A 24,616-nucleotide genomic window follows, 5' to 3' on the forward strand; every position below is an offset into this window, starting at 1 on the left:
CAGCTACACGCGGCCGGACAGCAGCGGCAGCGCTGCGCAGCTCTGTGGTTTCCCGCGATTCTGGGGTTACAGGACGGCGCTTCCGCTATGCGAACGGCGCGAGCTCGACGCCCGCGTCGAGCAGCCCTTCCCGGACTCGCCGGGCGAGTTCGACCGCGCCTGCTGTGTCGCCGTGCAGGCACAGCGAGCGCGGCCGCGCCTCGATCTCGGTGCCGTCGATCGCGGTGACCATTCCTTCGGTCGCCATCCGCACGCTACGGGCGACGACCGTGTCGGCGTCGTGCACGACGGCGCCCGGTGCCCGGCGGGACACGAGTCTGCCTTCCGGCGTGTAGGCACGATCGGCGAACGCCTCGGCGACCGTCGGCAGCCCGGCCTCGCCGGCCAGCCGCAGCAGTTCGGAACCGGGCAACCCGAGGATCGGCAGGTTCGCGTCGTAGGTCCGTACCGCCTCCACGACGGCTTCGGCCTGAGCAGTGTGGTGGGCGACGGCGTTGTACAGCGCGCCGTGCGGTTTGACGTAGCGGACGCGCGTGCCTGCGATGCGCGCGAAGCCGTCGAGCGCACCGATCTGATAGATGACGTCGTTGCCGAGTTCGGCGGGGTCTGCGTCGATGAACCGCCGACCGAACCCGGCCAGGTCGCGGTAGCCGACCTGCGCACCGATCGCCACCCCGCGCTCGGCTGCGCGTTCGGTGACGCGGCGCAACACGGTCGGATCGCCCGCGTGGAATCCACATGCGACATTGGCGCTGGTCACGATGTCGAGCAGCGCGTCGTCGTCGGTCAACGGCCAGATCCCGAAACCTTCACCGAGGTCGCTGTTGAGGTCGAGCACCATGCCGTCAGGGTAAACGCAGGCCCCGGGTCGGCGGCGTGCGCGCGTGCACCGAAGAGCCACCAGACACGGAGGTAGCGGTTTCCTCGGGGTACCCGTGGCGACGCCCGACCTGGGCCGCCGTTCCCGTCAGAAGGGTGGCGGTTCGTCACGGCTCAGCGGTGACTGCCGTCGTGGGGTGAGGATTGGTTCGCGTTCGCCGGTGTAGGTGGCGCCGGTGGGCGTGGTGATCGTTGTGGCGCGCGAATCGGGTCGTAGCGCGTGACCCACCCGGGTGCGTTCTTCATCCGGTGATGTCGTCGGCAGCGTGGTCCGGTGTTGGTCAGCGAGGTGGGGCCGTGGTGGGCGGCCCATTCGCGTTCGTGGTCGAGGTCGCAGTGCCGCGCGGGCCTCCGGCACCAGGGAACAACACATTCGCGGTCGCGTACGCGGACGAGTTCGCGGATGGTGGCCGTCGGTCGGCGCCGGGTCCGGCCAAGGTCGAGCGGCTCGCCCGTGGCCGAGTCGCACAACACCGCCCGCCACACGCTTTCCGGACCGGTCATGATCTCCCGGGCGATGGGGGCGGGGATGGGGCCGTAGCCGTCGAGTTCGCAGCCGGTGTCGCTGATGGACAGGGCCGCGTCGACCGGCAGGTGCACATACACCTGCGCCGCCGCCTGCGGCACCTGAACACCGGGGTCGTTGCCGAGTAGCAGGTCGGCGGTGACATCGGCCCGCAACTGCTCCAACGTGCGGGTCTCGCCGCCTCGACGCAGTCGGCGGGCCATGGCATCGACTCGGGCGTAACACGCCGAGGCCACTTCGGAGCGCAGGTCGACGGTCAGGCGTGATTGGGCGTGCTCGCCGTGATCGAGCTGGAGTTTGCGGTCCTCGTCGGCAGTGCGGGCGCGGGCCGTCTGCCCGCCCGGATCGACGCGCTGCACCAGCCGTGCCGCGTGACGGGCCAGGTTGCCCGGCTGCCACGTCGACACCGGCGCATCCGTCAGCTTATCGGCCAACAGCTCGTCCACCCGCCGGGCGTGAGCGTCGGACAACGGTGCGGTCACCCGCAGCACCCGGCGCGCCCCGTAGCCGTCGGTCAACCCATGGCGCATGGCCGTCAGCATCTGCGGCATCCGGCTGGCCAGGTCCACTGCTGCCTGGATCCGTGCCTCGACTTCCTGGGGCGACATACGTAGTTCGGGTGCCAACGTCTCGGCCAGCCCCCGCCGTTCGGCCGGACCAGTGTCCACCGCGGCGAGAAACTCGACCTCGGCAGCATCGACCCGCGCCCGCTGCTCCCGCAGCGAACGCGCAGCCGCGACCATGTCCCCAGTACCAAGCACCCCACCAACACTACCGAACACCAGTACGAATAACTTCACCCAATAGTGCCGATATCGCGGTGCCGATTTCGGTCGTCGTGCCGAACAGTGCCAACTCGGGGACGACGTCAACCGTGATGGCCGGGCGCTTCGGGAGGACTGTCAACGTGAGGGAGTACACCCGGCGGCATCACCCCATGGCGGACCACTGTGGAGCGTCACGGTGGACCACCGGAGGACCTACTCGGATCGGCGTGTTGTTCGTGGTGATCCGCACCGAGCGCGGAGGCACCCACCCATATCGAGATCATCAACTGCGTGCCGGCTTGTCACCAACGAGCCCGAGCAGCACACCTACCGAGTACGCAGGCACACGAAACAGCCGCACACCGACGACACCGTGCGCTTTGAAGACCGCGTGATACACGCGGCCACACGGCGGCGATGACGCGGAGTTCCACCTGATCCCGGAGAACTGCCCGCCCGGCGAGGGCGACGAGCCCCGGAAACCACAACACGAACCCCGTTTGCACAACACGCGCCCGGAAACCGCAACACGGGCCCCTGAATGCGGAACACGGGCCCCGGAATCTGCAACACGGGCTCTTGAACGCAGGACACGCGCGTCCGTATGCCGGCGGTCAACCCGCGCGCGCGGCCAACCGGGACAGTGCTCGCCGGTCCAGTCCACCGTCCAGTTCGGTCTCGTCGACGGCGCCGCAGTCGAGGCCGCGTAGCACGTACGTCGCGAGTGCCTGGGCGGTCGCGGGCTCGTCGAGCACCGCTCCGTCGACGTCCCCGACGTAGGCGCGCAGCCGGTCGGCGGCGGACGTGAGGTTCTCGCGGAAGAACGCGTAGGTGGCGGCGAACCGGCTGGGCAGCTGGTGCGGATGCAGGTCCCAGCCCTGGTAGAAGCCGCGTTCGAGGGACCGGCGTACCAATCGCAGATGCTCGGCCCACCCGTCGGCTACGGCCTCGCCCACCGGTAGGCGGTTGGTCGACCCGTCGGACAGCCGGACACCCCGGCCGGCGGCCGCGACCTGCATGAACTGCTTGGCGAAGTCGGCGGCCGGGTGGTCCATGCTCTGGTACGCGCCCGCGATGCCGAGGCTCGCGCTGTAGTCGTAGGTGCCGAAGTGCAGCCCGCTGCAGCGGCCGTTGGCGGCCTGCACGATGGCGGGCAACGCGACGGTGCCGTCCGCCCGCAACACCGACTGGGTGGTCTCGACCTGCACCTCGAACCGCAGCGTCCCGACGGCGAGCCCGTGGACCTTCTCCAGCTCGCTGAGCACGTCCGCGGCGGCGGTGACCTGGTCGACGTCGGTGACCTTCGGCAGCGTGACGACGAAGCCGGGCGGCGGACCGCCGAGCGCTTCGAGGAACAGGTCGAGAGTGCGCATGCCGCGGCGGCGGGTGCCGACCTCGAAGCTCTTGAACCGGATACCGCAGAACGGCGCGACGGGGCCGCTGTCGGGGTCGCCGCGACCGGCCACTTCGGACGCGAGTTCCCGTCCGCAGCGCACGACTTCGGCGTCCTCGACGTCGTCGCCGGGGTTGCCGTAACCGTCTTCGAAGTCGATGCGCAGGTCTTCGATCGGTTCCGACGCGAGTTTGGTGCGCACCCGTGCGAGCACGTCGTCGGTCGCGGGCAGCTCGTGGGACGTCAGGACGTCGAGGGCACGAGTGCCCCACTGGCCCGCCAACCCGGCGTGGTAACGGCCCGCGGGGACGTAGACGGTGTGAACGGGTTGCCGTCCGGCCGGCTCACCGGGATAGGCGGCTGCCACACGGGCGTCGGACGCCGCGAGTGAGGCGTCGATGCGCGCGTAGACGTCCTCGGTGAGCCGGCCGGCGGTCACTTACTTGATCCGCTCGTAGGCGGGCAGCGTCAGGAAGTCGGCGAACTCGTCGGCGAGCGCGACCTCCTCGAACAGCTCGACCGCGGGCTGGAGCAGGTCGGACGGGATCTCGTCGGCCAGCTCGCCCTTGATCTCGTCGAGCACGGAGCGCACGAGCTCGCGGGTCACGGTCGCCCCGGTGTCGGCGAGCACGACGCTGTTCTGCACCCACTGCCACACCTGCGACCGGGAGATCTCGGCGGTCGCAGCGTCCTCCATGAGGTTGTGGATACCGGCGGCACCGTTACCGCCCAACCAGGAGGCGATGTAGCGCACGCCGACGTCCACGGCGCCCCGCAGGCCGGCGGCGGTGCACTGCGCGTCGGTCGCGGCCACGTCGAGGAGCTGGTCGGCGGTGACGGACACGTCCTCGCGAAGGCGGTCGAGCTGGTTCGGCTTGTCACCGAGGACCTTGTCGAACTCTTCCTTGCACAGTCCGACCATGCCGGGGTGGGCGACCCACGAACCGTCGAAGCCGTCGCCGGCCTCGCGCGACTTGTCGGCGTGCACCTTCTTCGTGGCGTTCTCGGCGACCTCGGGGTCCTTGCTGGGAATGAACGCCGACATGCCGCCGATGGCGAAGGCGCCGCGCTTGTGGCACGTGCGCACGAGCAGCTCGGTGTAGGCGCGCATGAACGGAGCGGTCATGGTGACGGCGTTGCGGTCCGGCAGGACGAACTTCTCACCCGCGTCGCGGAAGTACTTGATGACGCTGAACAGGTAGTCCCAGCGGCCCGCGTTCAGGCCCGAGGCGTGCTCGCGCAGTTCGTAGAGGATCTCCTCCATCTCGAACGCGGCGGGGATGGTCTCGATCAGCACCGTGGCACGGATGGTGCCGTGCTCCACGCCGAGCGCCTTCTCGGCGTGGGTGAAGATGTCGTTCCACAGCCGCGCCTCGAGGTGGCTCTCCATCTTCGGCAGGTAGTAGTACGGCCCCTTGCCGCGGGCGAGCAGTTCCTTCGCGTTGTGGAAGAAGTGCAGGCCGAAGTCGACGAGCGCGCCGACCCCCTTGCGGCCGTTGAACTCGAGGTTGCGCTCGTCGAGGTGCCAGCCGCGCGGGCGGACGACGATGGTGGCGTGCTCCACGTCGTCGCGCAGCGCGTAGTGCTTGCCGTTCGACTCGAGCTCGATCGTGCCGCGGATCGCGTCGGACAGGTTGATCTGCCCGTTCACGACGTTGCTCCAGTGCGGCGTGTTCGCGTCCTCGAGGTCGGCGAGCCACACCTTGGCACCGGAGTTGAGCGCGTTGATCGTCATCTTGCGCTCGGTCGGGCCGGTGATCTCCACACGGCGGTCGCGCAGCGCGGGCGGAGCGTCGGCGACCTGCCAGTCGGACTCGCGAACCTGCTTGGTCTCGGACAGGAAGTCCAGGCGTCCGGTGCGCTTGGCCTCCTCGCGGCGCTGCTTACGAGCCTCCAGCAGCTGGTCACGAGTGGCCGCGAAGTTCTCGTGCAGGCCGGCCACGAAGTCGAGTGCCTCCTGCGTCAGCACTTCGTCGCCGCGCTCGATCGCGTCGCCGAGCACACGAACATCAGACATGGAACACCTCAGGGAACGTCGTTGAGCATCGATCTTCTATATGTCGGACTATAGTTTCTACATTACGGAAGCTCAATGTGAGCAACCCTGCAGCGAGGGTGAAAGGAGTCATGGTGGCCACGAGCGGTGGAGTGCAGTCCCTCGAGCGGGCGTTCGAGCTGCTGGAACGGCTCGCGGACGCCGGGGGCGAAGCGAGTCTGTCCGAGCTGGCGACGTCGTCGGGGCTGCCCATGCCGACGATCCATCGGTTGATCCGCACCCTCGTAGCCTGCGGCTACGTACGGCAGAACGCGAACCGGCGTTACGCCCTCGGGGCACGATTGATCCGACTGGGCGAACAGGCGAGCCTGCAGTTCGGCACCTGGGCACGGCCACTGCTGGCCGAACTGGTGGACGAGATCGGCGAGACGGCCAACCTGGCCGTCCTGGAACGCGACGAGGTCGTCTACGTGTCCCAGGCGCCCTCGAAACACTCCATGAGAATGTTCACCGAGGTGGGCAGGCGACTGCTGCCCCACGGCACGGGCGTCGGCAAGGCGATCCTGGCGCAGTTGCCGACCGACGAGGTCCGTGCCCTCCTCGACCGGACCGGCATGCCCGCCTACACCGAGCACACGCACACCGACGTCGAGGCGTTCCTGGCACACCTCGCCGAGATCGCCCGACAGGGGTACGCGCTCGACGAGAGCGAACAGGAATTGGGCGTGCGGTGCATAGCGGTACCGGTTCCCGGCACGCCGACCCCGACCGCGGTCTCGGTGTCCGGACCGGAGGGCAGGCTGACCAAGGACGCCGTCGTGCGCATCGCCCCGACTGTCCAGCGCACCGCCGAGGCCCTGGCGAAACAACTACCGGGGTGACGCCGCGGCGGCGCGGCACCGGCGGGCCACGCTCAGGTCCACACCACGCCCGGCCCACACCACCCGGCCGACACCACTGCCGGCCCACACCGCGACCGGCGCCGGGCGTGCATACGACGACGGCGGGCGCCGGATGTCCCGGCGCCCGCCGTCGTCAGTGATGAGCGGCCGGCGCCCTCACTCCCCCGCGGTCTGCTGCGGCGTGATGTCGAAGCGAACCTCGTCACCGTCGACACTGGTCACGGTGATATCGGTCTTGACCTCGGTACCGCCCTGCACGGTCACCGTGCACGTCGTCGTGGCGTCCACCTCGCCGTCCAGATCGTCGGGGCAGTCGACGCTGTCCACCGGCATGCCCTGCTGCGAGATCGACGACGACACCTGCTCCTCGAGGTCGTCCTTCTCGACGTACATCGAGCACCCGGCCAGTCCGAACACGGCGACGCCGAGGACGGACAGTGCAAGAACACGGGACACGCGGGGCATGACGATCTCCTGAAGACGTGAAGGGAGCTCCGGCCGGACAGCCGCAGCCTCATACTTCACTCCGACTTCACAGTCGCCCGGCGCGTTCCGTTGCTACGTGGTGTCCCATACCACACGGCATCTCATCCCCCGCGGCGCCGCAATCCACACCGCGCCGCAATCCACACAGCGCCGCAATCCACACCGCGCCGCAATCCGACATGACGAATACACGTCCGGCCGGAGCGGGTTGTCGTCGCGAGGCCGGGCCGTCGCACCGGCGGGCCGAGGCCGCCGTCTACTTCGGACCGCGAGCGGCCTGCGCCCGAATCAAGAGTCGGCGGTGGCCGATTCCGGCTGACCGACCTCCCAGTCGACCCCGAAATCACCGGAGTCGGCGTCGACACGCGTCACGGTCACCGACACCGGCGCGGCGGTTCCGTCCGGGGCAACCAGGGTGCATTCGGTCCTCGCGCCCTTCTCGGCATCGACGTCACCCGGGCACGTGAGATCCTTCGGTCGCTGTCCGACCTCCGCCGTCACCGACGCCAGCAGCTGTTTCTCGAGCTCACCCTGTTCGATCTGCGGGCCCGTGGAGACCGACACTTCGGCGGAGCACGCGGCCAGCCCCAACGTCAGACAGGCGGCAGCTGCAGCAACGAAACGAGCGGTCGTGGACATGGGTCTCCTTCAGTGCAGAAACGAGAGGGCAGAAACGAGGGCGTCCTGAGGACTGTGCCGCACCGCAATCGGGTCCGAATCCGTGCCCGCGCGTGTGCGCGCATCCGCGGGGCCTGGCGCGGAGTGGGCGGACGGCTACGGCGAGGCGCACTACTCGGTATCGATCATGAACTGGACGAGGTCACCTCCGGTGTCGGTCACCGTGACGTTCGCCGTGAGCTTCCGTCCACCCTTGACGGTCACGCTGCACGCTGTCGTGGCATCCGGTTCTGCGTCGAGCTCCTCAAGACAGTGCACGCTGTCGACCTCCACGTCGCCCCGCTGGACGAGTGTCGTCGCCACCTGTTTCTCCAGCTCGTCCGTCTCGACGTGCGCCGAACACGCCGTCCGCCCGAGAACGGAAACGCCGGCAACCGACAGGGCCGGAGCGCGCGACACGCGGGGCATGACGATCTCCTGAGGGCGCGGCGGCTCCGGCCGGATGCCGAAACCTCATGTTTCGGTCAGACCGCACATGTGCGCTTTTCGTTCCCCGGCATATCGGTGTTACAGGTCACATACGAGCAGCAGCTACCAGCGGCGTATCCGCCGCATCGCCGCGCCCGCCTCAGTTCGGCCGGCTGACGTGCTCCGCCCGGTCAGCGACCGCCACTCAGCGGCTGCGCGTCGACCTGGACGTGGAAGTTCGCGTTCTGCGTTTCCGCGTCGACCTCGGTCACCTCGACCGTGACCCCGAACCGGGTCCCCGCCGGATTGGTGAGCACGCAGCGCGTGCTGGCGCCCACCGTCGCTTCGACGTGTTCCGGGCATCCGACCTCACCGAGGTGCTGCCCGGCCTCGCGGCTGAGCGACCGGGCAGCCTCCCGCGCCAGCACGGCCCGGTCGATCTCGTCGCCGGCGGGCGCGTCGGACGCCCGGCCGTCGTCGCCTGCCGGCGTGGCGTCGGGTGCCGCGGACCGGTCGCCGCCGGCCTGCCCGTCGCCGTCACCGGAGCCGCCCGAGAGTACGACGTCGAACTGAACCCGGTCGTCCTCGCCGACCTCGGTGACCGTCACCTTCGCATCGCGTTGGACACCGTCCTGCCCGGTCGAGGTGCACGTCGTCGTCGCACCGACCTCCGGTTCGAGGTCGTCGGGGCAGGTCACGTCCTTCGGACGCCGGTCCTGTTCGGACAGGGCGCCCATGACCTGTTTCTCGAGCTCGTCCTTGCCGACCGTCGACCCGACGGAGAACTCGAACGAGCACCCTGTCAACGCCAGCGCCGCGCAGGCGACCGGCACGAAGACGACACGGGCCAGACGGGACATGACAGGCACTCCTCGACAGGTGACGCCCACCCGCAACCGGGTCGGGCAGGATTCTCCGGGCGCCGCCCGGTTCGGCCGGGCGAAGACCACGACCCGCACAGCGGGCCGAACCACGACATATCAGGCTTCCGTCACACAGCGCCGGTTCCGGGCGCGGCCGTGACGTCGGTCGTGCTCAGCCCAGCAGGGCGTCGACGAACGCCGAGGGTTCGAACGGTGCCAGGTCGTCCGGCCCTTCACCGAGACCGACGAGCTTGACGGGCACGCCGAGCTCGCGCTGCACCTGGAACACGATGCCCCCCTTGGCCGTGCCGTCGAGCTTGGTCAGCACCACGCCGGTGACGTCGACGACCTCGGAGAACACCCGCGCCTGCGCCAGACCGTTCTGCCCCGTCGTCGCATCGAGCACGAGCAGCACCTCGTCGACCTTCGCCTGCTTCTCGACGACGCGCTTGACCTTGCCGAGCTCGTCCATCAGGCCGGTCTTCGTGTGCAGCCTGCCCGCGGTGTCGACCAGGACAGCGTCGACACCCGCGTCGACGCCACGCTTGACGGAGTCGAACGCGACCGAGGCCGGGTCGGCACCTTCCTTACCGCGCACCACCTCGGCGCCGACCCGCTGCGACCAGGTCTCCAGCTGGTCGGCGGCGGCCGCACGGAACGTGTCGGCGGCCCCCAGCAGCACCTGCCTGCCCTGCGCCACGAGCACGCGCGCGAGCTTGCCGGTCGTGGTGGTCTTGCCAGTGCCGTTCACACCCGCGACCAGGACGACGGCGGGCTGCTTCGCACCGTCCACCTCGTGCGGCAGCGCCCGCACCGAACGGTCGGCCTCCGGCGACAGCGTCTCGATGAGCACGTCGCGCAGCGCCGCCCGCGCGTCGTCGGAGGTCCGCACGCCGCGGGCCGACAGTTCCTCGCGCAGCCTCTCGACGATCTCGGTCGTGGTCGACGCGCCCAGGTCGGCGACGAGCAGCGTGTCCTCGATCTCTTCCCACGAGTCCTCGTCGAGGTCGCCCGCGCCCAGCAGACCGAGCAGCCCCTGCCCCAGTGCCGACCGCGACTTCGACAGCCGTCCCCGCAGCCGTTCGATACGACCCGAGGCGGGCTCGGGCTCCTCGACCTCGGTCTCCGGCTCCGGCGCTGCGGTCTTCGGTGCCTCGGCTTCCGGGGCGGCCGGCTCCGGGGCGGCCGGCGTGGGCTCGCCCGTCTTCGGAGCTTCGGCCGGCTCCGCGGGCGCCGTGTCCGGGGCAGGCGTGTCCGGGGTGGTCGTGCCTGGAGCGGCCGTCGCTGTGTCGTCGGCGCGCACGGTGTCCGGGGCCGGCTCCGCGGTGCCGGTGGACGCCGGTTCCTGGTCGGTGTCCGGCAGTCCGACGTCGACGATGTCGCGACGCGGTGCATCACGCGGCACGGATGCGTCGTCGCCGACCCCGGGCTGGCCGTCGACCTCGGTGCGTTCCTCGACCGGATGGGAGGGCGCGTCCGACGGCCGGGTGGTGGCGCTCTCCCCGCCGGGTGCGAGCGAGATGCCGCCCCCTGCCTGGTACCCGCCGCCCTTCGGGACCTGCTTCTCCTGGTCCTGCTCCAGGCTGATCTTGCGCCTGCGGGACAGGGTCAGCCCCACGACGAGGGCGACCGCCAGCAGGGCGGCCACAACGACAACGATCCAGATCACGGCTGTGCTCGACACGCCGCCATCCTCCCACTGGCCTCCGATCCGGTTGACACGGCTCGCCCCGCGCCCCGGCCGGCCGTCTCCACCGGCCCGGGTCCGTCCGGAGCGCGGTAGCGCCGAACCCGGACGCCCGGCTCGACGCTCGGCGCAACGCTCCGGGCGTCGGACGGTGCGTCAGGGCTCGCGGCGTGGGAAGTTAACGGTCTCGCATAGATCTAGGCCAGGTACCCACCGAACGTGTTGCACAGACCAGCTGATTGGACTAGACCACTCCCGTGTCCCCTTCGCTCCGTATCGCCGGATTACTGTCCGGCACCTCCGTGGACGGCATCGACGTCGCCATCGCCGAACTGGCCGAGTCGGACGGCGAGCTCGTCCTCACGCCGTGTGGCCAGTGGGAGCTGCCCTACCCCGACGAGCTGCGGGCACGACTGCTCGCCGCGCTGCCGCCCGCACCGTGCAGCGCCGAAGAACTCGCCAAACTCGACACCCACGTCGGCCAGGCGTTCGCCGACGCCGTCAGCCACGCCGAGGCACATGCCGGCCCCGTCGACGTGGTCGCCTCGCTCGGCCAGACGGTCTTCCACTGGATCGACGAGGGCCGGGCACTCGGCACGCTGCAGCTCGGCCAACCCGCCTGGATCGCCGAGCGCACCGGCCGTCCCGTCGTCTCCGACCTGCGAGTGCGCGACGTCGCCGCCGGTGGTCACGGCGCGCCGCTCGCGAGCACGCTCGACGCGCTGCTGCTGCGCACGGTCGCCGACCGGGAGGGATCCCCGACGGTCGCACTGAACATCGGCGGCATCAGCAACATCACCGTCGTGCCGCCCGGCGGCTCCGGCAACAACTCCGACGACGGCTCCGGCGCGGTCGGCGACGTGCTCGCCTACGACACCGGCCCCGGCAACGCGCTGCTCGACCTCGCGGCCGCCCAGGTCACCGGCGGCGCCGCCCGCAGTGACGTCGACGGTGCGCTCGCCGCGGCCGGCACGGTCCGCACCGACCTGCTCGAGCGGCTGCTCGCGGATCCTTACTACGCGGCCCCGCCGCCGAAGTCGACGGGCAAGGAGCATTTCCACAGCACATACCTCGCCGCGGCACTCGGCGGCCTGCCCCAGGTCGGCGACACCGACCTGCTGGCGACGCTGACCGAGCTCACGGCCGTCACCATCGCCGACGCCTGCGCCCGCCACGGCGCCACGACCGTGTACGCCTCGGGCGGCGGGGTGCACAACCCGACCCTGATGCGCGCGTTGGGCCGCCGTCTCGTCGTCCACAGGAGCGACGAGCTGGGGCTGCCCGCCGACGCGAAGGAGGCCTACCTGACGGCCGTGCTCGGCTGGCTGTCGTGGCACGGCGCCGCGGGCAATGTTCCCAGCGCCACCGGCGCCCGCGGGCCACGCGTCCTCGGCAGCATCACCCCTGGTGAGCGACGGCTCGCCCTTCCGACCCCACCGACGTCGCCGATTTCGCGGCTGAGGGTGGCCAACTCGCGCGAGACACGGTAGGAGAGACCAATGCGCGCACTGGACCTCGCGATCATCGCGATCTTCCTGGTGGGAACGCCCATCCTGGGCATCCTGCTCAGCGGGAAGCAGCGATCGTCGAACGACTACTTCGTCGGCAGCCGGAAGGTGCCCTGGTGGGCGGTCACCTTCTCGGTCGTCGCCACGGAGACCTCGACGCTGACCGTGCTGAGCGTGCCGACCGTTGCCTACCTCGGCAACATCACGTATCTACAGCTGGCGATCGGCTACCTCATCGGCCGCGTCGTCGTCGCATTCGTGCTGCTACCCAAGTACTACGCAGGCGGCTTCGTCAGCGCGTACGGCTTCCTCGGCAAGCGCTTCGGTGGCGGACTGCAGGGCACCGCCTCGGTGACGTTCCTGGTCACCCGTCTGCTCGCGGACGGCGTTCGCCTGTTCGCCACGGCCATCCCGGTCAAACTCGTGCTCGACGGGATCGGCCTCGACGTGTCGTACTGGGTCGTGATCGCCGCGATCGCGCTCGTGGCGGTCATCTACACCTACTTCGGCGGCATCCGCGCCGTCATCTGGGTCGACGTCGTCCAGATGGCCATCTACGTGCTCGGCGCCATCGCCGCGATCTTCGTGCTGGCGGGCCAGCTGCCCAGCGGCTGGTTCGGCGAGCTCGCCGACGCGGGCAAGTTCCAGCTCTTCGAGTTCGGCTCCGACATCATCACCGACCAGTACGCGTTCATCACCGCGGTCGTCGGCGGTGCGCTGTTCGCGATGGCCTCGCACGGTGCCGACCAGCTGATGGTGCAGCGCCTGCTGGCGTGCAAGAACGTGCGTGACAGCCAGAAGGCCGTGATCGCCAGTGGTGTCGTGGTGTTCTTCCAGTTCGCGGTGTTCCTGCTGGTCGGTGCGATGCTGTTCTCGTTCTACGGCGGGCAGAGCATCGACGCGCTGGGCCTGGCCAACCCGGACGACCTGTTCCCCAGGTTCATCCTCGAGGAACTGCCCGTCGGGCTGTCCGGGATCCTCATCGCCGGCATCCTCTCCGCCGCCATGTCGACGATCTCCTCGTCGCTGAACTCGCTGTCGACGTCGACGATCGCCGACCTCTACGAGCGGTTCACGAAGAAGAAGATGTCCGACGCGGTGATGCTCAAGCAGGCGCGGATCTGGACGATCATCTGGGCGGTCGTGTTCGTCGTGTTCGCCTCGATGTTCACCAGCACCGACACCCCGGTCGTCGAACTCGGACTGAGCATCGCCAGCTACACCTACGGTGCGCTGCTCGGCGCGTTCTTCCTCGGCATGATCGTCAAGAAGGCACGGCAGACCGACGCGATCATCGCGTTCGCGTGCACCGTCGTCGTGGCCGCCGTGTTCGTCCTGGGTGTCACGTTCACCGTGGACGGTGAGGAGGTCGGCCTGGCCTTCCCCTGGTACGTGCCGCTCGGCGTGGTCGTCACGCTGGTCATCGGCGGCCTGCTGTCGCTGCGGCACAGCGGCCCCGACCCCCGCGCGGCCGAGATGGAGACGCAGGAGGAGGAACCCGTCTAGCACCGGCGGGTACCACGACGGCGAAGGCCGGCGGGCGATCGGATCGCCCGCCGGCCTTCGCGCGCCCGCACCCGGACGGCCGCCACCGGTTCGGCGCCCGGCCGCCCGCCCGCGCAGCGACTACCGTTCACCTCATGGCCGACGCCTGGCTGTCCGACACCCGCTCCTCGTACGACACCGACGCGTCCGGATACGCCGACAAGGTGCGCGGGCTGCTCGACGAGATGCCGCACCTGCGGGCGAGCCTGGCGGTGTTCGTCGAAGCGGTGCACGAGTGCGGAGGCGGCCCGGTCGCCGACGTCGGTTGCGGACCGGGCCACGTCACCGATCACCTCCACGAGGCGGGAGTGGACGCGTTCGGCATCGACCTCTCCCCCGAGATGGTCGCCCTCGCCCGGCGCACCTACCCCCACCTGCGCTTCGACGTCGGCACCATGACCGACCTCGACCTCGCCGGCGGTGCCGTCGCGGGGGTGCTCGCGTTCTGGTCCGTGATCCACGTGCCCGACCACGCCCTGCCCGGCGTGTTCGACGAGTTCCACCGCGTGGTGCGCCCCGGGGGCCCCGTCCTGGTCGGCTTCCACGTCGGCGACGGCATCCGGCACACATCCGAGGGCTACACGGGCCGATCGGTCAACGTCGACAGCCACGACCGCAGGCCCGACGCGGTCGCGGGTCTGCTCCGCGACGCGGGGTTCACGATCGACGCCGAGCTGATCCTGCGGCCGGACGAGGACGTGCCTGGCGCTGTCGTCTTCGCCCGTCGCCGGCGCTGACGGCCTGCGACGCCCGCCCGCGGTCCCCACAGGCCGTTGCGGTTCAGGCCTCGATGGGCTCGGCCTGGTCGCGGTCCGACGAATCCGGTTCCGGCTCACCCGTGTCGGTGCGCATGCGCTGCGAGATGACCTTCGTGATGCCGTCGCCCTGCATGCTGACGCCGTACAGCGCGTCGGCGATCTCCATCGTGGGCTTCTGGTGCGTGATGACGATGAGCTGGGAGCTGTCGCGCAGCTGCTCCAGCAGGCCGATCAGCCTGCGCATGTTCGTGTCGTCCAGTGCGGCCTCGACCTCGTCCATCACGTAGAACGGCGACGGGCGGGCACGGAAGATCGCCACCAGCATCCCGACCGCGACCAGCGACTTCTCGCCACCGGACAGGAGCGAGAGCCGCTTGACCTTCTTGCCCGGCGGGCGGGCCTCGACGTCGACCCCTGTGGCCAGCATGTCCTCGGGCTCGGTGAGCACCATGCGGCCCTCGCCGCCGGGGAACAGCACCGAGAACACGGTCTCGAACTCCCGCGCGACGTCCTCGTAGGCGCTCCTGAACACCTCGAGGATCTTGTCGTCGACCTCCTGGATCACCTGCAGCAGATCCTTGCGGGTGTCCTTGAGGTCTTCGAGCTGGGTCGACAGGAACTTGTAGCGTTCCTCCAGCGCGGCGAACTCCTCGAGGGCGAGCGGGTTGACTTTGCCGAGCTGTGCGAGATCCTTCTCCGCGCGCTTGGCACGGCGCTCCTGCGTGGGCCTGTCGTACGGGATCGGCTGCGGCTCGGCGACCGTCTCGCCGCGTTCCTTGGCGGCTTCGTACTCGGCCAACTCGCCCGCGCCGGGCGGCACGTCGACGTGCGGCCCGTACTCGGCGACCAGGTCGTCCAGCCCGATGCCGAACTCCTCGGTGATCTTCACTTCGAGCTGTTCCAGTCGGAGCCGCTGTTCGGCGCGCGCGACCTCGTCCCGGTGCACCGCGTCGGTGAGCTTCTCCAACTCCCCGGTCAGCTCCTTGACCTTGCCGCGCACCTGCGTCAGCGCCGTCTCACGCTCTTCCCGGCGGGCCTTCACGGCGTCCCGTTCGGCGGCGGCGCGCTGCAACGACGTCTCGATACGGTCGAGCGCCACCTCACCGCCGCTGGCGACCGCCTCGGCGATCGCCGCGCCGCGCTCGCGGGCGATGCGCGCCTGCTCGGCACGTTCCCGCGCCTGCCGCTCGGCCTCGGCCTCCCGCACCAGCGCGTCCGACTTGCCCGCGATGCTCCGGGCGCGTTCCTCGGCGGTTCGCAGCGCCAACCGCGCGTCGACCTCTTCCTGCCGCACCTCGGTGAGCGATTCGGCTGCCTCGTCGCGTTCCGAGGTGTCGGGGTCCTCCTCCACGGGCTGTTCCGACACCGCGGCCAGGCGATCCTCGAGCTCGGCGAGCTGCGTCAGCATCTCCTCGCGGCTCTGCTCCACCTTCGCGCGCTGATTCCGCAGCCGTTCCACCTCGGACTCGGCCGACCGCGCGGTCTGTTCCAGGCTGCTGAGCCGCTCGGTGGATCGGGCCTTGCGGACCTTCGCCTCGCCCAGCGCGTCCTTCGCCGCGGTGACCTCGGCCTGGCGATCCTCCTGCTCGGCGCGCGCGCCCTCCAGTTCGGAGGACGCCCGTTCCAGGGCGCGCTCGGCGGCGGCCAGCCGGTCCTGCGCCTCGTCGACGGCGGCCTGCACCTCGATGACGCTCTCGTCCTTGGCCGATCCGCCCACGGCCCAGTGGTCACCCAGCACGTCGCCGTCCCGGGTGACGGCCGTGATCCCGGACTCGGCGAGCACCAGCTCACGCGCGTCGTCCAGGGTCTCGACCACCGCGACGCGGTCCAGTGCGCGCTCGACGGCGGGCCGCAGCGCGTCCGGCGCCGTCACGACCTCGCGGGCCCACCGCGCACCGCTGGGCAGCGCGGGCCACGCCGACGTGTCCACCGAGCCGCGGGCACCGCCGAGCAACAGACCAGCACGGCCGGATTCGTTGTCCTTGAGGTACCGCAGCGCCGACAGGGCTTCCTCACCCGCGGACACGGCCACGGCGTCGGCGACCGGTCCCAGTGCCGCCGCCAAGGCGACTTCGAACCCGGTTTCGACGGTCAGCAGCGCCGCGACCGACCCCAGCAGGCCCGGCAGCTCGTCCGTCGCGCCGAGCAGTGCACCCGCGCCGTCCTTGCGGCTCAGGCCCATCGAGAGCGCATCGACCCTGGCCTTCTCGGACGCGATGTCCCGCTCGGCGCTGCGCTCGGCCTTGACCAGTTCGTCGACCCGCTGCTTGGCGGCCTCGGCAGCCGCCACAGCGCGCTCGTGGCGTTCCTGCAGGCCGGCGTCGTCGGAGTCCTCGACCCCGCCCTCGGCACGGGCGGCCTCCAGCTCCTCGGCGGCGGCCTCCGCACGGGCTTCGGCCTCCTCGATCGCGCTGGTGAGCCGCTCGACCTCGTCGGCCGTGGCGTTGTTCTTGCTGCGCAGCGCCTCCACCTGGCCGGACAGCTTCGCGATGCCCTCCCGCCGGTCGGCGATGGCGCGCACCGCGGCCATGTGGGCGCGCTCGGCCTCCTGCACCACCCGTTCCAGATGCTCGCGACGTTCGGTCGCGTCGGACAACGCGGCGCGGGCCTCGGTGACGGCCTCGTTGAGTTCTTCCTCGCGCTCGGCGGCTTCCTCGGCCTCGGCGAGTAGTTCCTCCGGGTCCCGGCCGGTGCCGCCGGTGTCGATCTCCTCCGACAGGTGCCGCTGCCGCTCCACGGCCAGTCGCACCGTGCCGCGCAGCCGCTCGGCCAGCGACGACAGCTTGTACCAGGTGTCCTGCGCCGCCTGCAGCATCGGCGCGTCCTCGGCGAGCGAGCGCTCCAGGTCCGCCTGCTCGGAACTGACGACCTCCAGCGCCTGCTCCACCTCGGCCCGGCGGGCACGCGCGGCGTTCTCGTCGGCCTCCTCCTTGGCGATCGCCTCCCGCTGGGTCACCAGATCGTCGGCGTGGAGGCGCAGCTTCGCGTCGCGCAGCTCCGACTGGACGGTCTGCGCCTTGCGCGCGATCTCCGCCTGCTTGCCGAGCGGTTTGAGCTGCCTGCGCAGTTCCGTCGTCAGGTCGTTGAGCCGGTCCAGGTTGCCCTGCATCGCATTGAGTTTGCGCACGGCCTTTTCCTTGCGCTTGCGATGCTTGAGCACACCCGCGGCCTCCTCGATGAACGCTCGGCGCTCCTCGGGCTTGGCCTGCAGGATCTCCGACAGCTGGCCCTGTCCGACGATGACGTGCATCTCGCGGCCGATACCGGAGTCCGACAGCAGTTCCTGGATGTCGAGCAGCCGACACCCGCTGCCGTTGATCTCGTACTCGCTGGCGCCGTCCCGGAACATCCGCCGGGTGATCGACACCTCGGAGTACTCGATCGGCAGCGCACCGTCGGCGTTGTCGATCGTCAGGGTGACCTCGGCGCGGCCGAGCGGCGCGCGACCCGACGTGCCGGCGAAGATGACGTCCTCCATCTTGCCGCCGCGCAGGTCCTTGGCGCCCTGAGTACCCATGACCCAGCGCAGCGCGTCGAGGACGTTGGACTTGCCCGAGCCGTTCGGGCCGACCACGCACGTGATACCTGGTTCGAACCGCAGCGTGGTCGCCGACGCGAACGACTTGAAGCCTTTGAGCGTCAAGCTCTTGAGGTACACGCGGCGTCGACCTTTCGCTCACATCCGGGGCGATCTCCGATCGGTGAATGCTACCCGGGTGCCCTCGCGCGCCGTCGGACGACGCCCCGGCGCGGCCCACCTCGGCCGCACCCGCATCGCGACCGCCGAGGCCCGCCGACCAGCCGCTTTCGCCTCACCCGCCCCACCCGGCACAGTTCGCCCCGTGACCACAGGCGTCACACCGTGGGCCGCGCGGGCGGCAGCACCCGATGTGCGTGTCCGACGTCAGTGTCCGGCATCAGTGCTCGATCTCAGCGCCCAAGTGCCCCGGTGTCCAAGCGCCCGGCGTCCAAGTGCGCCGGTGTCCAAGCGCCCCGGTGCCCCCGGTGCTCGAGATCAGCGCTCCAGAACAGCACTCAGGGGGTCGGCGTCCGGGGAGTCAGCGTTCGACGAACCCCGACAGACCGCCCTTCGGCTCGGCCCACAGCTCCGCCACATGATCCACCCGGCCCGGCGGCTGTCCGCCGCGCAACGCCTCCAGCAGCCGTTCGCACCGCTCGCGCGAGCCTTCGGCGACCACCTGCACCCTGCCGTCCGGCAGGTTGGTCGCACTTCCCACCAGTTCCAGCTCCAGCGCACGGCTGCGGGTCCACCACCGGAACCCCACGCCCTGCACCGCTCCGTGCACCCACGCGGTCACCCGTGCCGAGTCGTCCGGCCGCGAGATGTCGTTCGTATCCACGGTCTCGCCCGTACCCACGGTGTCGTCTCCTTCACCCACGCGTCCATGATGGCGCTCCGTCGGCGCAGTCTCCGCCCACCCGGCCTACCCACCTGCGCGCACCCAGGCTTTACCCGACAGTGATAGCGTGCCGCCGTCGTCCATCCGGGTTGTCTGAGTCGGAGGAAACCGCATGGCCCCCTCGCACGACGAGACCGCACCCCCACGCGAGTCGTCCGGACGCTGGCAGCGCACCGGCTACCTCGCACTGGCGGCGAGCGGCCTCGTGCTGGCCACCGCCTTCGGAGCGCTCGCCCAGGTCACGACCGGTGGCGGGGACCAGGCCACCGCAGACGGCGACGACAGCTCCCAGGTGGACAACGCGGGCAACGACAGCACCACGGCCGACCCCGGCAGTTCCGAGCCCGGCGCGACGACCGTGATGGTCGACGGCAAGCCGGTGCCCGCCTCGACGGAGCCCACGTCGACCACGAGCACCATGGTCAGCATCGGGCCCGACGGCACACCGACGACCACCGTCGTCACCACGACCGACGACCCGCAGCGGTCCTCGTCGTCCCGCGACGACCAGCCGGACGACCCCGGTCCGGAGCCGACGGGCAACCCGGACCCGACGACGTCGAGCACCACCTCGTCGACCACCACGACGACGACAACGACGTCCTCCGAACCGGAGCCGACGACTACCACCACTCCGGACGGACCGAGTTCCGAACCGACCGGCTCGAGCACGTCCAGCCGGTAACCGTCGGGCCGTCGACACCGCCTCGGCACACGCTCAGCGGGCCGCGGGACTCCGGCGGGGCCTGCGCTGACAGCGCGGGCAGAAGTACGAGGACCGGTTGGTGAACGCTTCGCGGCGGATGTCGGCGCCGCAGCGACGGCACGGCTGGCCCGCCCTGCCGTAGACGGCCAGCGAGCGTTCGAAGTAGCCGGACCGGCCGTTGACGTTGACGTACAGCGCGTCGAACGAGGTGCCACCCGCGGCGAGCGCGTCGGCCATGACCTCGCTGGCGGCGGTCAGCACCAGTTCGCCCTGCGCTCGGGTGAGCCGTTCGGTGGGGCGCGCGCCGTGCAGGCGCGCCCGCCACAGCGCCTCGTCGGCGTAGATGTTGCCGATACCGGAGACGAGCGTCTGGTCGAGCAGCGCCCGTTTGATCTCGGTGCGCCTGCGCCGCAGGCCCGCGACCGCGGCGGCCAGGTCGAACCGCGGGTCCATCGGGTCGCGACCGATGTGGGCGACGCTCGCGGGCACGAGGGTGCCGTCGGCGTCGATGAGGTCGTCGAGTGCGAGTCCGCCGAAGGTGCGCTGGTCGACGAACCGCAGCTCGGGGCCGTCGTCGGCGAAGTGGATGCGCACGCGCAGGTGCTTCTCGTCCGGTGCCGACGCCGGCTGAACGAGCATCTGGCCGCTCATGCCCAGATGGGCGAGCATGGCCTCGCCGTCGGCGAGATCCAGCCACAGATACTTGCCGCGCCTGCGCGCGGCGGTGATCTTCACGCCGGTGAGCCTGCCCGCGAAGTCGTCGGCACCCGGCACGTGTCTGCGGATCGCCCGCGGATGCAGCACGTCGACCGAGGCGATAACCCGGCCCGCCACGTGCCGTTCGAGACCGGCACGCACGACCTCTACCTCGGGAAGCTCAGGCACGTGCGACTCCGGACGGGATCAGGAGGACGACTCGTTGCCGAGGTCGAGCTCCTCGGACAGCGCACGCCACGCCGTCTCGGCGGCCTTCTGCTCGCCTTCCTTCTTCGTCGTGCCGCTGCCGCTGCCGAGGTCGCGGCCACTCACATACACCGTGGCCGTGAACTCCTTGCGGTGGTCGGGCCCGGTGTCCTCGACCTTGTACTCGGGCACGCCGAGGCCCGCCGACGCGGTCAGCTCCTGCAGGCTGGTCTTCCAGTCCAGGCCGGCTCCGCGCAGCGGCGCCTCTTCGAGCAACTGGCCGAACAGCCGGTGGACGAGCTCACGCGCGGTCTCGATGCCGTGCGCGATGTAGGTCGCGCCGATAACGGCTTCGAGCCCGTCGGCCAGGATGCTCGCCTTGTCACGGCCGCCCGTCAGCTCCTCCCCTTTGCCGAGGAGCAGGTACGTGCCGAGACCACCGTCGCCGAGCTCACGCGCGACGCCCGCGAGCGCGTGCATGTTGACGACGCTCGCTCGCAGTTTCGCCAACTGCCCTTCCGGCAGATCGGGATGCTTGCGATACAGGTGATCGGTCACCACCAGGCCCAACACCGCATCGCCGAGGAACTCGAGCCGCTCGTTCGGCAGCAGCCCACCGTTCTCGTACGCGTACGAGCGGTGCGTCAGCGCGAGCGTCAGCAGTTCGCTGTCGAAGCCGACACCGAGCGCTTCGAGCAGCGGTGCGGGATCCGTAGCCGGGCCTGCCGGTGCCTTACCCCCCATCTCGCGAAACCTCAGGCCGGCTCGACGACCTGCCGGCCGGCGTACTGACCGCACTCAGGGCAGGCGACGTGCTGCGGCTTCTTGGCCTTGCAGGCGCGGTTGGAGCACTCCACGAGCTGCACCGGCGTCGCCTTCCACTGCGAACGGCGGGCGCGGGTGTTGGAGCGCGACATCTTCCGCTTGGGGACAGCCACGGCTGATTCTCCTCATCAAAATCTGCCCGCGATCGCGCGAGCTGCTTGCTCGAACTCCGGGGTGGGATGCGGCACCGACGTGCGGTGTCACCGGTCCGAGCCGTCGGATCCTTCTTCTGCCCGGTCACTCGGGACGTCCGAGACGTCCTCCGTGTCCTGCAGTCGCTCGACGAGCGCGGCCCACCGAGGATCTATCGTCTCATGCCCGTGTCCGGGCTCGAGATCGGCCCACTTCACGCCGCATCCGGCGCACAATCCGGCGCAGTCGTCGCTGCACAGTGGCACCAACGGCAGCGCGAGCACGAGCGCGTCCCTGACCACCGGTTCCAGGTCGATGCGATCGTCGACGACCCGGCTGACCTCGTCTTCCTCGGTCGTCTCGTCGGTCGTCGACTCCGGATAGGCGAACAGCTCCGTGACGTCGATCGCCACGTCACCGGTGATCGGGTCGAGACACCGCGAACACTGGCCGGTGGTCGACGCGCTCGCCGAGCCGGTGACGAGCACACCTTCGACGACCGACTCCATGAGCAGGTCGACGGCGATGGCCGCACCGGACGGCACGGTGACCACATCGGGCACACCCAGCGGCTCGGTGACGGGGATGTCCCGTTGCAGCGGCCGGCTGGCGCCGGGGCGGCGGCCCAGCTCGTGCGTGTCGACCAGCCACGGGTTGCGGTCGGCACGTTCGGAGCTCGGATACGGGGAACGTTCGTCAGACATCGGATTTCTCGGTTCGAGGGAGGTTGGAACGACCGGCGCCGGCGATCACACCGGCCGGCGTGAGCCGTCAATCCAGCGTACGCGAGCAGCGCGGACCCGTCCCCGGCGGCCGGGCAGAACCCGACGGGCCCGGACGGGCCGGCGGCGGCACCCGACACGCTCGCACGGGCACCGATGCCGGTGATCACGAACGCTCAGTGGGATTGGAAGTCGTAGAAGCCGCGGCCACCCGCGCCGGAGGTGTACGAGCCGGAGCCCGAGCCGTTGTAACCGGAACCGCCGGAGCCGTTGTAACTACCGCTGCCGCGGAGGTGGTTACGGCCGGAGTCGACGGTGCGCAGCGTCGTCGACAGCAACTCGGAGAACTCGGCGAGCTTGCCGTCGACGTAGGCGTCGCAGTCGCCGCGCTGCTTGTCGGCCTCGGCGTGCGCCTCGTCGACGATGCGGGACGCCTCACCGTGGGCCGCCTGCACGACCTCCGTCTGGGCGACGAGCCGGGCCTGTTCGGCACGGCCCTCCTCGACGGAGCGGTCGTAGGCGTCCCTGCCGGCCTGGACCATGCGCTCGGACTCGGTGCGCGCGCGCTCGGTCAGGTCGTGATACTCGGCCTGACCGGCGGACACGGTGCGTTCCGCCTCCGCCTGCGCGTCGGTGACGAGCTGCTCGGCCCTTGCCCTGGCCTCGGAGACGAGCCGTTCGGCCTCGGCGTTGGCTTCGGACACGGTGCGCTCGGCCTGCTCGTTGGCGTTCGAGATCGCCGTGTCGGCCTCGGTGCGCGCCGTCTGCACGATCTCGTCGCGCTTGTCGAGCACGTCCTGCGCGTCGTCCACCTCGGTGGGCAACGCCTCACGGATGTCGTCGAGCAGCTCGAGCGCGTCCCCGCGGGGCACCACACAGCTCGAGGTCATCGGCACACCCCGCGCCTCTTCGACGATCGTGACGAGCTCGTCGAGCGCCTCGAACACCCGGTACACGGCAACTCCCCTGGAACTTGAACGTGGCCGCGTACCAGTGTGCCGGTCCTGGCGCGGGTTTTCGGTGACCGGGCGCGGCCGGGCGTGTCAAGTCTCCGCGTGCCCGGCCGGAACGCCCAGAAGGTGGCGCGCGCCCCGGCCGGGGCGCGGATGGTCAGTCGAGTTCGGCGATCCGCGCCAGGAGACGTTCGTGTACGACGGGCGGCACCATGTCGGTCACGTCGCCGCCGTAGGTCGCGACCTCCTTGACCAGCGAACTGGACAGGAAGCTGTACGCCGGGTTGTTCGACATGAGCAGGGTCTCCACGCCGGAGATCTCCCGGTTCATCTGCGCCATCTGCAGTTCGTAGTCGAAGTCGCTGACCGAGCGCAGCCCCTTGACGATCGACTGGATGCCCTGCTCCTTGCAGTAGTCGGTGAGCAGGCCGTGCCACGAGTCGACCCGCACGTTCGGGAGCTTCGCCGTCGCCTCTTCGAGCAGCTCCATGCGCTCGGCGATCGTGAACATGCCCCGCTTGCTCTTGTTGATCAGCACCGCGACCACGACCTCGTCGAACAGGTTCGCGGCCCGTTCGATCACGTCCAGATGCCCGTTGGTCGCCGGATCGTAAGAACCGGGACATACCGCTCGCCGCATGGCACAGAACCCTAACCGCGATGCCGAGCACCGCTGCTCGTGTGATCGAAGGACGGGCGGACGTTAGCAACCGCCCATCCGCACCGGGCACGGATGTGGCCGATCTCCACCTGTCCGGGATGTCGGCTTCGCCCCGCGGACCCCGGCCGCCGCGGCAGGTCAGTCGCCGGCCACCGCGGTCCCCGCCGTCGCGACGTCGGCATCGGTGTCGACCTCGGCCCGGTACAGCGCGGTGCCGCCGTAGCGTTTCGTCCGCAGCGGTGCCAGACCCGCGGGCCAGTCGGGGTCGCCACCAGCCGCCGGACGCTCCACGACGACGAGCCCGCGGTCGGTCAACCAGCCGCCGCGGACCAGCCCGGACAGCACCCCGGCGAGCGCGTCGCCGGTGAGCGCGTACGGCGGGTCGACCAGCACGACGTCGAACGGTTCCCGGCTGCCCTCGGCCACGACCGCCTCGACCGGGGCCTGCCGGACGTGCCCACCGAGCCCGACGGCGGCCACGTTGGCGCGCAGCACCTCGGCGGCACGGCGGTCCGATTCGACGAACAGGACGTCGGCGGCGCCGCGGGAGAGCGCCTCGAGCCCGAGCGCGCCGGATCCGGCGTAGAGGTCGAGCACGCGCGTCCCGTCGAGGTCGCCCGCGTTCTCGAGAGAGTTGAACAGGGCTTCCCGCACCCGCTCCGACGTCGGCCGCGTCGTACGCGGCGGCACGCGCAGGGTCCGTCCACCCGCTTGTCCGGCCACGATCCTGGTCACACCCAAATCCTAGGCAGTCACGCGAAGCTTGTCGGGTTGGGCGGTGGTGGGAGACAGGCGGGCCCTAGGGGCCGCACGCGCTACCGGTGCGGACCGGATCCGGAGCGCCGGGAGGATCGGGGGTCCGACGGTCGATGGTGGCGAGTGTGACTCTTGGCCGGA

General features: G+C 70.3%; 23 protein-coding genes. 5 read left to right on the top strand and 18 right to left on the bottom strand.

The genetic code is table 11. The features are described 5' to 3' along the window. Positions 1-85: 85 nt before the first annotated feature. The 4 genes from FB384_RS01655 to aceB form a co-directional block, all read right to left on the bottom strand. Positions 86-841, bottom strand: a complete 756-nt coding sequence (locus FB384_RS01655) for a LamB/YcsF family protein (protein WP_183778502.1) — start codon at positions 839-841, stop codon at positions 86-88. A gap of 152 nt (positions 842-993) precedes the next feature. After that, on the bottom strand, positions 994-2,166 hold the full coding sequence (locus tag FB384_RS01660; RefSeq protein WP_183778504.1) for an HNH endonuclease signature motif containing protein: 1,173 nt from the start codon (positions 2,164-2,166) through the stop codon (positions 994-996). Between the two features lie 620 nt (positions 2,167-2,786). Then, positions 2,787-4,004, bottom strand: coding sequence for a DUF6986 family protein (locus FB384_RS01665; protein ID WP_183778506.1), 1,218 nt, complete (start codon positions 4,002-4,004; stop codon positions 2,787-2,789). Then, positions 4,005-5,582: a malate synthase A gene (gene aceB / locus FB384_RS01670; protein WP_183778508.1), complete on the bottom strand. Its 1,578-nt coding sequence runs from the start codon at positions 5,580-5,582 to the stop codon at positions 4,005-4,007. It abuts the gene before it with no gap. A 110-nt stretch (positions 5,583-5,692) separates the two neighbouring features. Between aceB and FB384_RS01675 the strand changes: the two genes are divergently transcribed. Beyond that, positions 5,693-6,442, top strand: coding sequence for an IclR family transcriptional regulator (locus FB384_RS01675; RefSeq protein WP_183778510.1), 750 nt, complete (start codon positions 5,693-5,695; stop codon positions 6,440-6,442). Positions 6,443-6,619: 177 nt separating this feature from the next. On the opposite strand, the gene FB384_RS01680 is transcribed toward FB384_RS01675, so the two are convergent. The 5 genes from FB384_RS01680 to ftsY form a co-directional block, all read right to left on the bottom strand. Next, a complete protein-coding gene (locus tag FB384_RS01680) occupies positions 6,620-6,928 on the bottom strand; it encodes a DUF4333 domain-containing protein (protein WP_183778512.1) in 309 nt (102 codons plus the stop codon). A 309-nt stretch (positions 6,929-7,237) separates the two neighbouring features. Next, positions 7,238-7,588, bottom strand: coding sequence for a DUF4333 domain-containing protein (locus FB384_RS01685; protein ID WP_183778514.1), 351 nt, complete (start codon positions 7,586-7,588; stop codon positions 7,238-7,240). Between the two features lie 150 nt (positions 7,589-7,738). Continuing rightward, positions 7,739-8,035, bottom strand: coding sequence for a DUF4333 domain-containing protein (locus FB384_RS01690; RefSeq protein ID WP_183778516.1), 297 nt, complete (start codon positions 8,033-8,035; stop codon positions 7,739-7,741). Between the two features lie 191 nt (positions 8,036-8,226). Then, positions 8,227-8,895, bottom strand: a complete 669-nt coding sequence (locus FB384_RS01695; RefSeq protein WP_183778517.1) for a DUF4333 domain-containing protein — start codon at positions 8,893-8,895, stop codon at positions 8,227-8,229. Between the two features lie 175 nt (positions 8,896-9,070). Then, positions 9,071-10,582, bottom strand: a complete 1,512-nt coding sequence (ftsY, locus tag FB384_RS01700; protein WP_323985091.1) for a signal recognition particle-docking protein FtsY — start codon at positions 10,580-10,582, stop codon at positions 9,071-9,073. A 260-nt stretch (positions 10,583-10,842) separates the two neighbouring features. On the opposite strand from ftsY, the gene FB384_RS01705 reads away from it, so the two are divergent. The 3 genes from FB384_RS01705 to FB384_RS01715 all read left to right on the top strand — a co-directional run bounded on the left by FB384_RS01705 (position 10,843) and on the right by FB384_RS01715 (position 14,375). Then, the gene (locus FB384_RS01705; RefSeq protein ID WP_183778519.1) at positions 10,843-12,075 is read left to right on the top strand and encodes an anhydro-N-acetylmuramic acid kinase; all 1,233 of its coding nucleotides are present in this window, start codon (positions 10,843-10,845) and stop codon (positions 12,073-12,075) included. A gap of 9 nt (positions 12,076-12,084) precedes the next feature. Beyond that, positions 12,085-13,599, top strand: coding sequence for a sodium:solute symporter (locus tag FB384_RS01710; protein ID WP_183778521.1), 1,515 nt, complete (start codon positions 12,085-12,087; stop codon positions 13,597-13,599). Between the two features lie 134 nt (positions 13,600-13,733). Next, positions 13,734-14,375, top strand: coding sequence for a class I SAM-dependent methyltransferase (locus tag FB384_RS01715; RefSeq protein ID WP_183778523.1), 642 nt, complete (start codon positions 13,734-13,736; stop codon positions 14,373-14,375). Between the two features lie 43 nt (positions 14,376-14,418). Here the strand turns inward: FB384_RS01715 and smc are convergent, their stop codons facing one another. Both smc and FB384_RS01725 read right to left on the bottom strand, forming a co-directional pair. Continuing rightward, the gene (gene smc, locus FB384_RS01720; RefSeq protein WP_183778525.1) at positions 14,419-18,054 is read right to left on the bottom strand and encodes a chromosome segregation protein SMC; all 3,636 of its coding nucleotides are present in this window, start codon (positions 18,052-18,054) and stop codon (positions 14,419-14,421) included. 400 nt (positions 18,055-18,454) lie between these two features. Further along, positions 18,455-18,742: an acylphosphatase gene (locus FB384_RS01725; RefSeq protein ID WP_183784795.1), complete on the bottom strand. Its 288-nt coding sequence runs from the start codon at positions 18,740-18,742 to the stop codon at positions 18,455-18,457. A 187-nt stretch (positions 18,743-18,929) separates the two neighbouring features. Between FB384_RS01725 and FB384_RS01730 the strand changes: the two genes are divergently transcribed. Next, positions 18,930-19,502, top strand: coding sequence for a hypothetical protein (locus FB384_RS01730; protein WP_183778527.1), 573 nt, complete (start codon positions 18,930-18,932; stop codon positions 19,500-19,502). Between the two features lie 33 nt (positions 19,503-19,535). On the opposite strand, the gene mutM is transcribed toward FB384_RS01730, so the two are convergent. The 7 genes from mutM to rsmD form a co-directional block, all read right to left on the bottom strand. Then, positions 19,536-20,408, bottom strand: coding sequence for a bifunctional DNA-formamidopyrimidine glycosylase/DNA-(apurinic or apyrimidinic site) lyase (mutM, locus tag FB384_RS01735; RefSeq protein ID WP_183778529.1), 873 nt, complete (start codon positions 20,406-20,408; stop codon positions 19,536-19,538). Between the two features lie 18 nt (positions 20,409-20,426). Then, complete coding sequence (gene rnc, locus FB384_RS01740) at positions 20,427-21,170, bottom strand: ribonuclease III (RefSeq protein WP_183778531.1); 744 nt, start codon at positions 21,168-21,170, stop codon at positions 20,427-20,429. 11 nt (positions 21,171-21,181) lie between these two features. Beyond that, entirely contained in the window at positions 21,182-21,364 is a 183-nt protein-coding gene (rpmF, locus tag FB384_RS01745) for a 50S ribosomal protein L32 (RefSeq protein ID WP_030531269.1), read from the bottom strand. Positions 21,365-21,451: 87 nt separating this feature from the next. Next, on the bottom strand, positions 21,452-22,087 hold the full coding sequence (locus FB384_RS01750) for a YceD family protein (protein WP_183778533.1): 636 nt from the start codon (positions 22,085-22,087) through the stop codon (positions 21,452-21,454). Positions 22,088-22,281: 194 nt separating this feature from the next. Beyond that, the gene (locus FB384_RS01755) at positions 22,282-23,061 is read right to left on the bottom strand and encodes a DivIVA domain-containing protein (RefSeq protein ID WP_323985092.1); all 780 of its coding nucleotides are present in this window, start codon (positions 23,059-23,061) and stop codon (positions 22,282-22,284) included. Between the two features lie 154 nt (positions 23,062-23,215). Next, positions 23,216-23,698, bottom strand: a complete 483-nt coding sequence (coaD, locus tag FB384_RS01760) for a pantetheine-phosphate adenylyltransferase (RefSeq protein WP_183778534.1) — start codon at positions 23,696-23,698, stop codon at positions 23,216-23,218. 159 nt (positions 23,699-23,857) lie between these two features. Then, a complete protein-coding gene (gene rsmD / locus FB384_RS01765) occupies positions 23,858-24,454 on the bottom strand; it encodes a 16S rRNA (guanine(966)-N(2))-methyltransferase RsmD (RefSeq protein WP_183778535.1) in 597 nt (198 codons plus the stop codon). Positions 24,455-24,616 lie beyond the last annotated feature (162 nt).

The sequence above is a fragment of the Prauserella sediminis genome (assembly GCF_014195435.1).
Classification (GTDB): Bacteria; Actinomycetota; Actinomycetes; order Mycobacteriales; family Pseudonocardiaceae; genus Prauserella; species Prauserella salsuginis.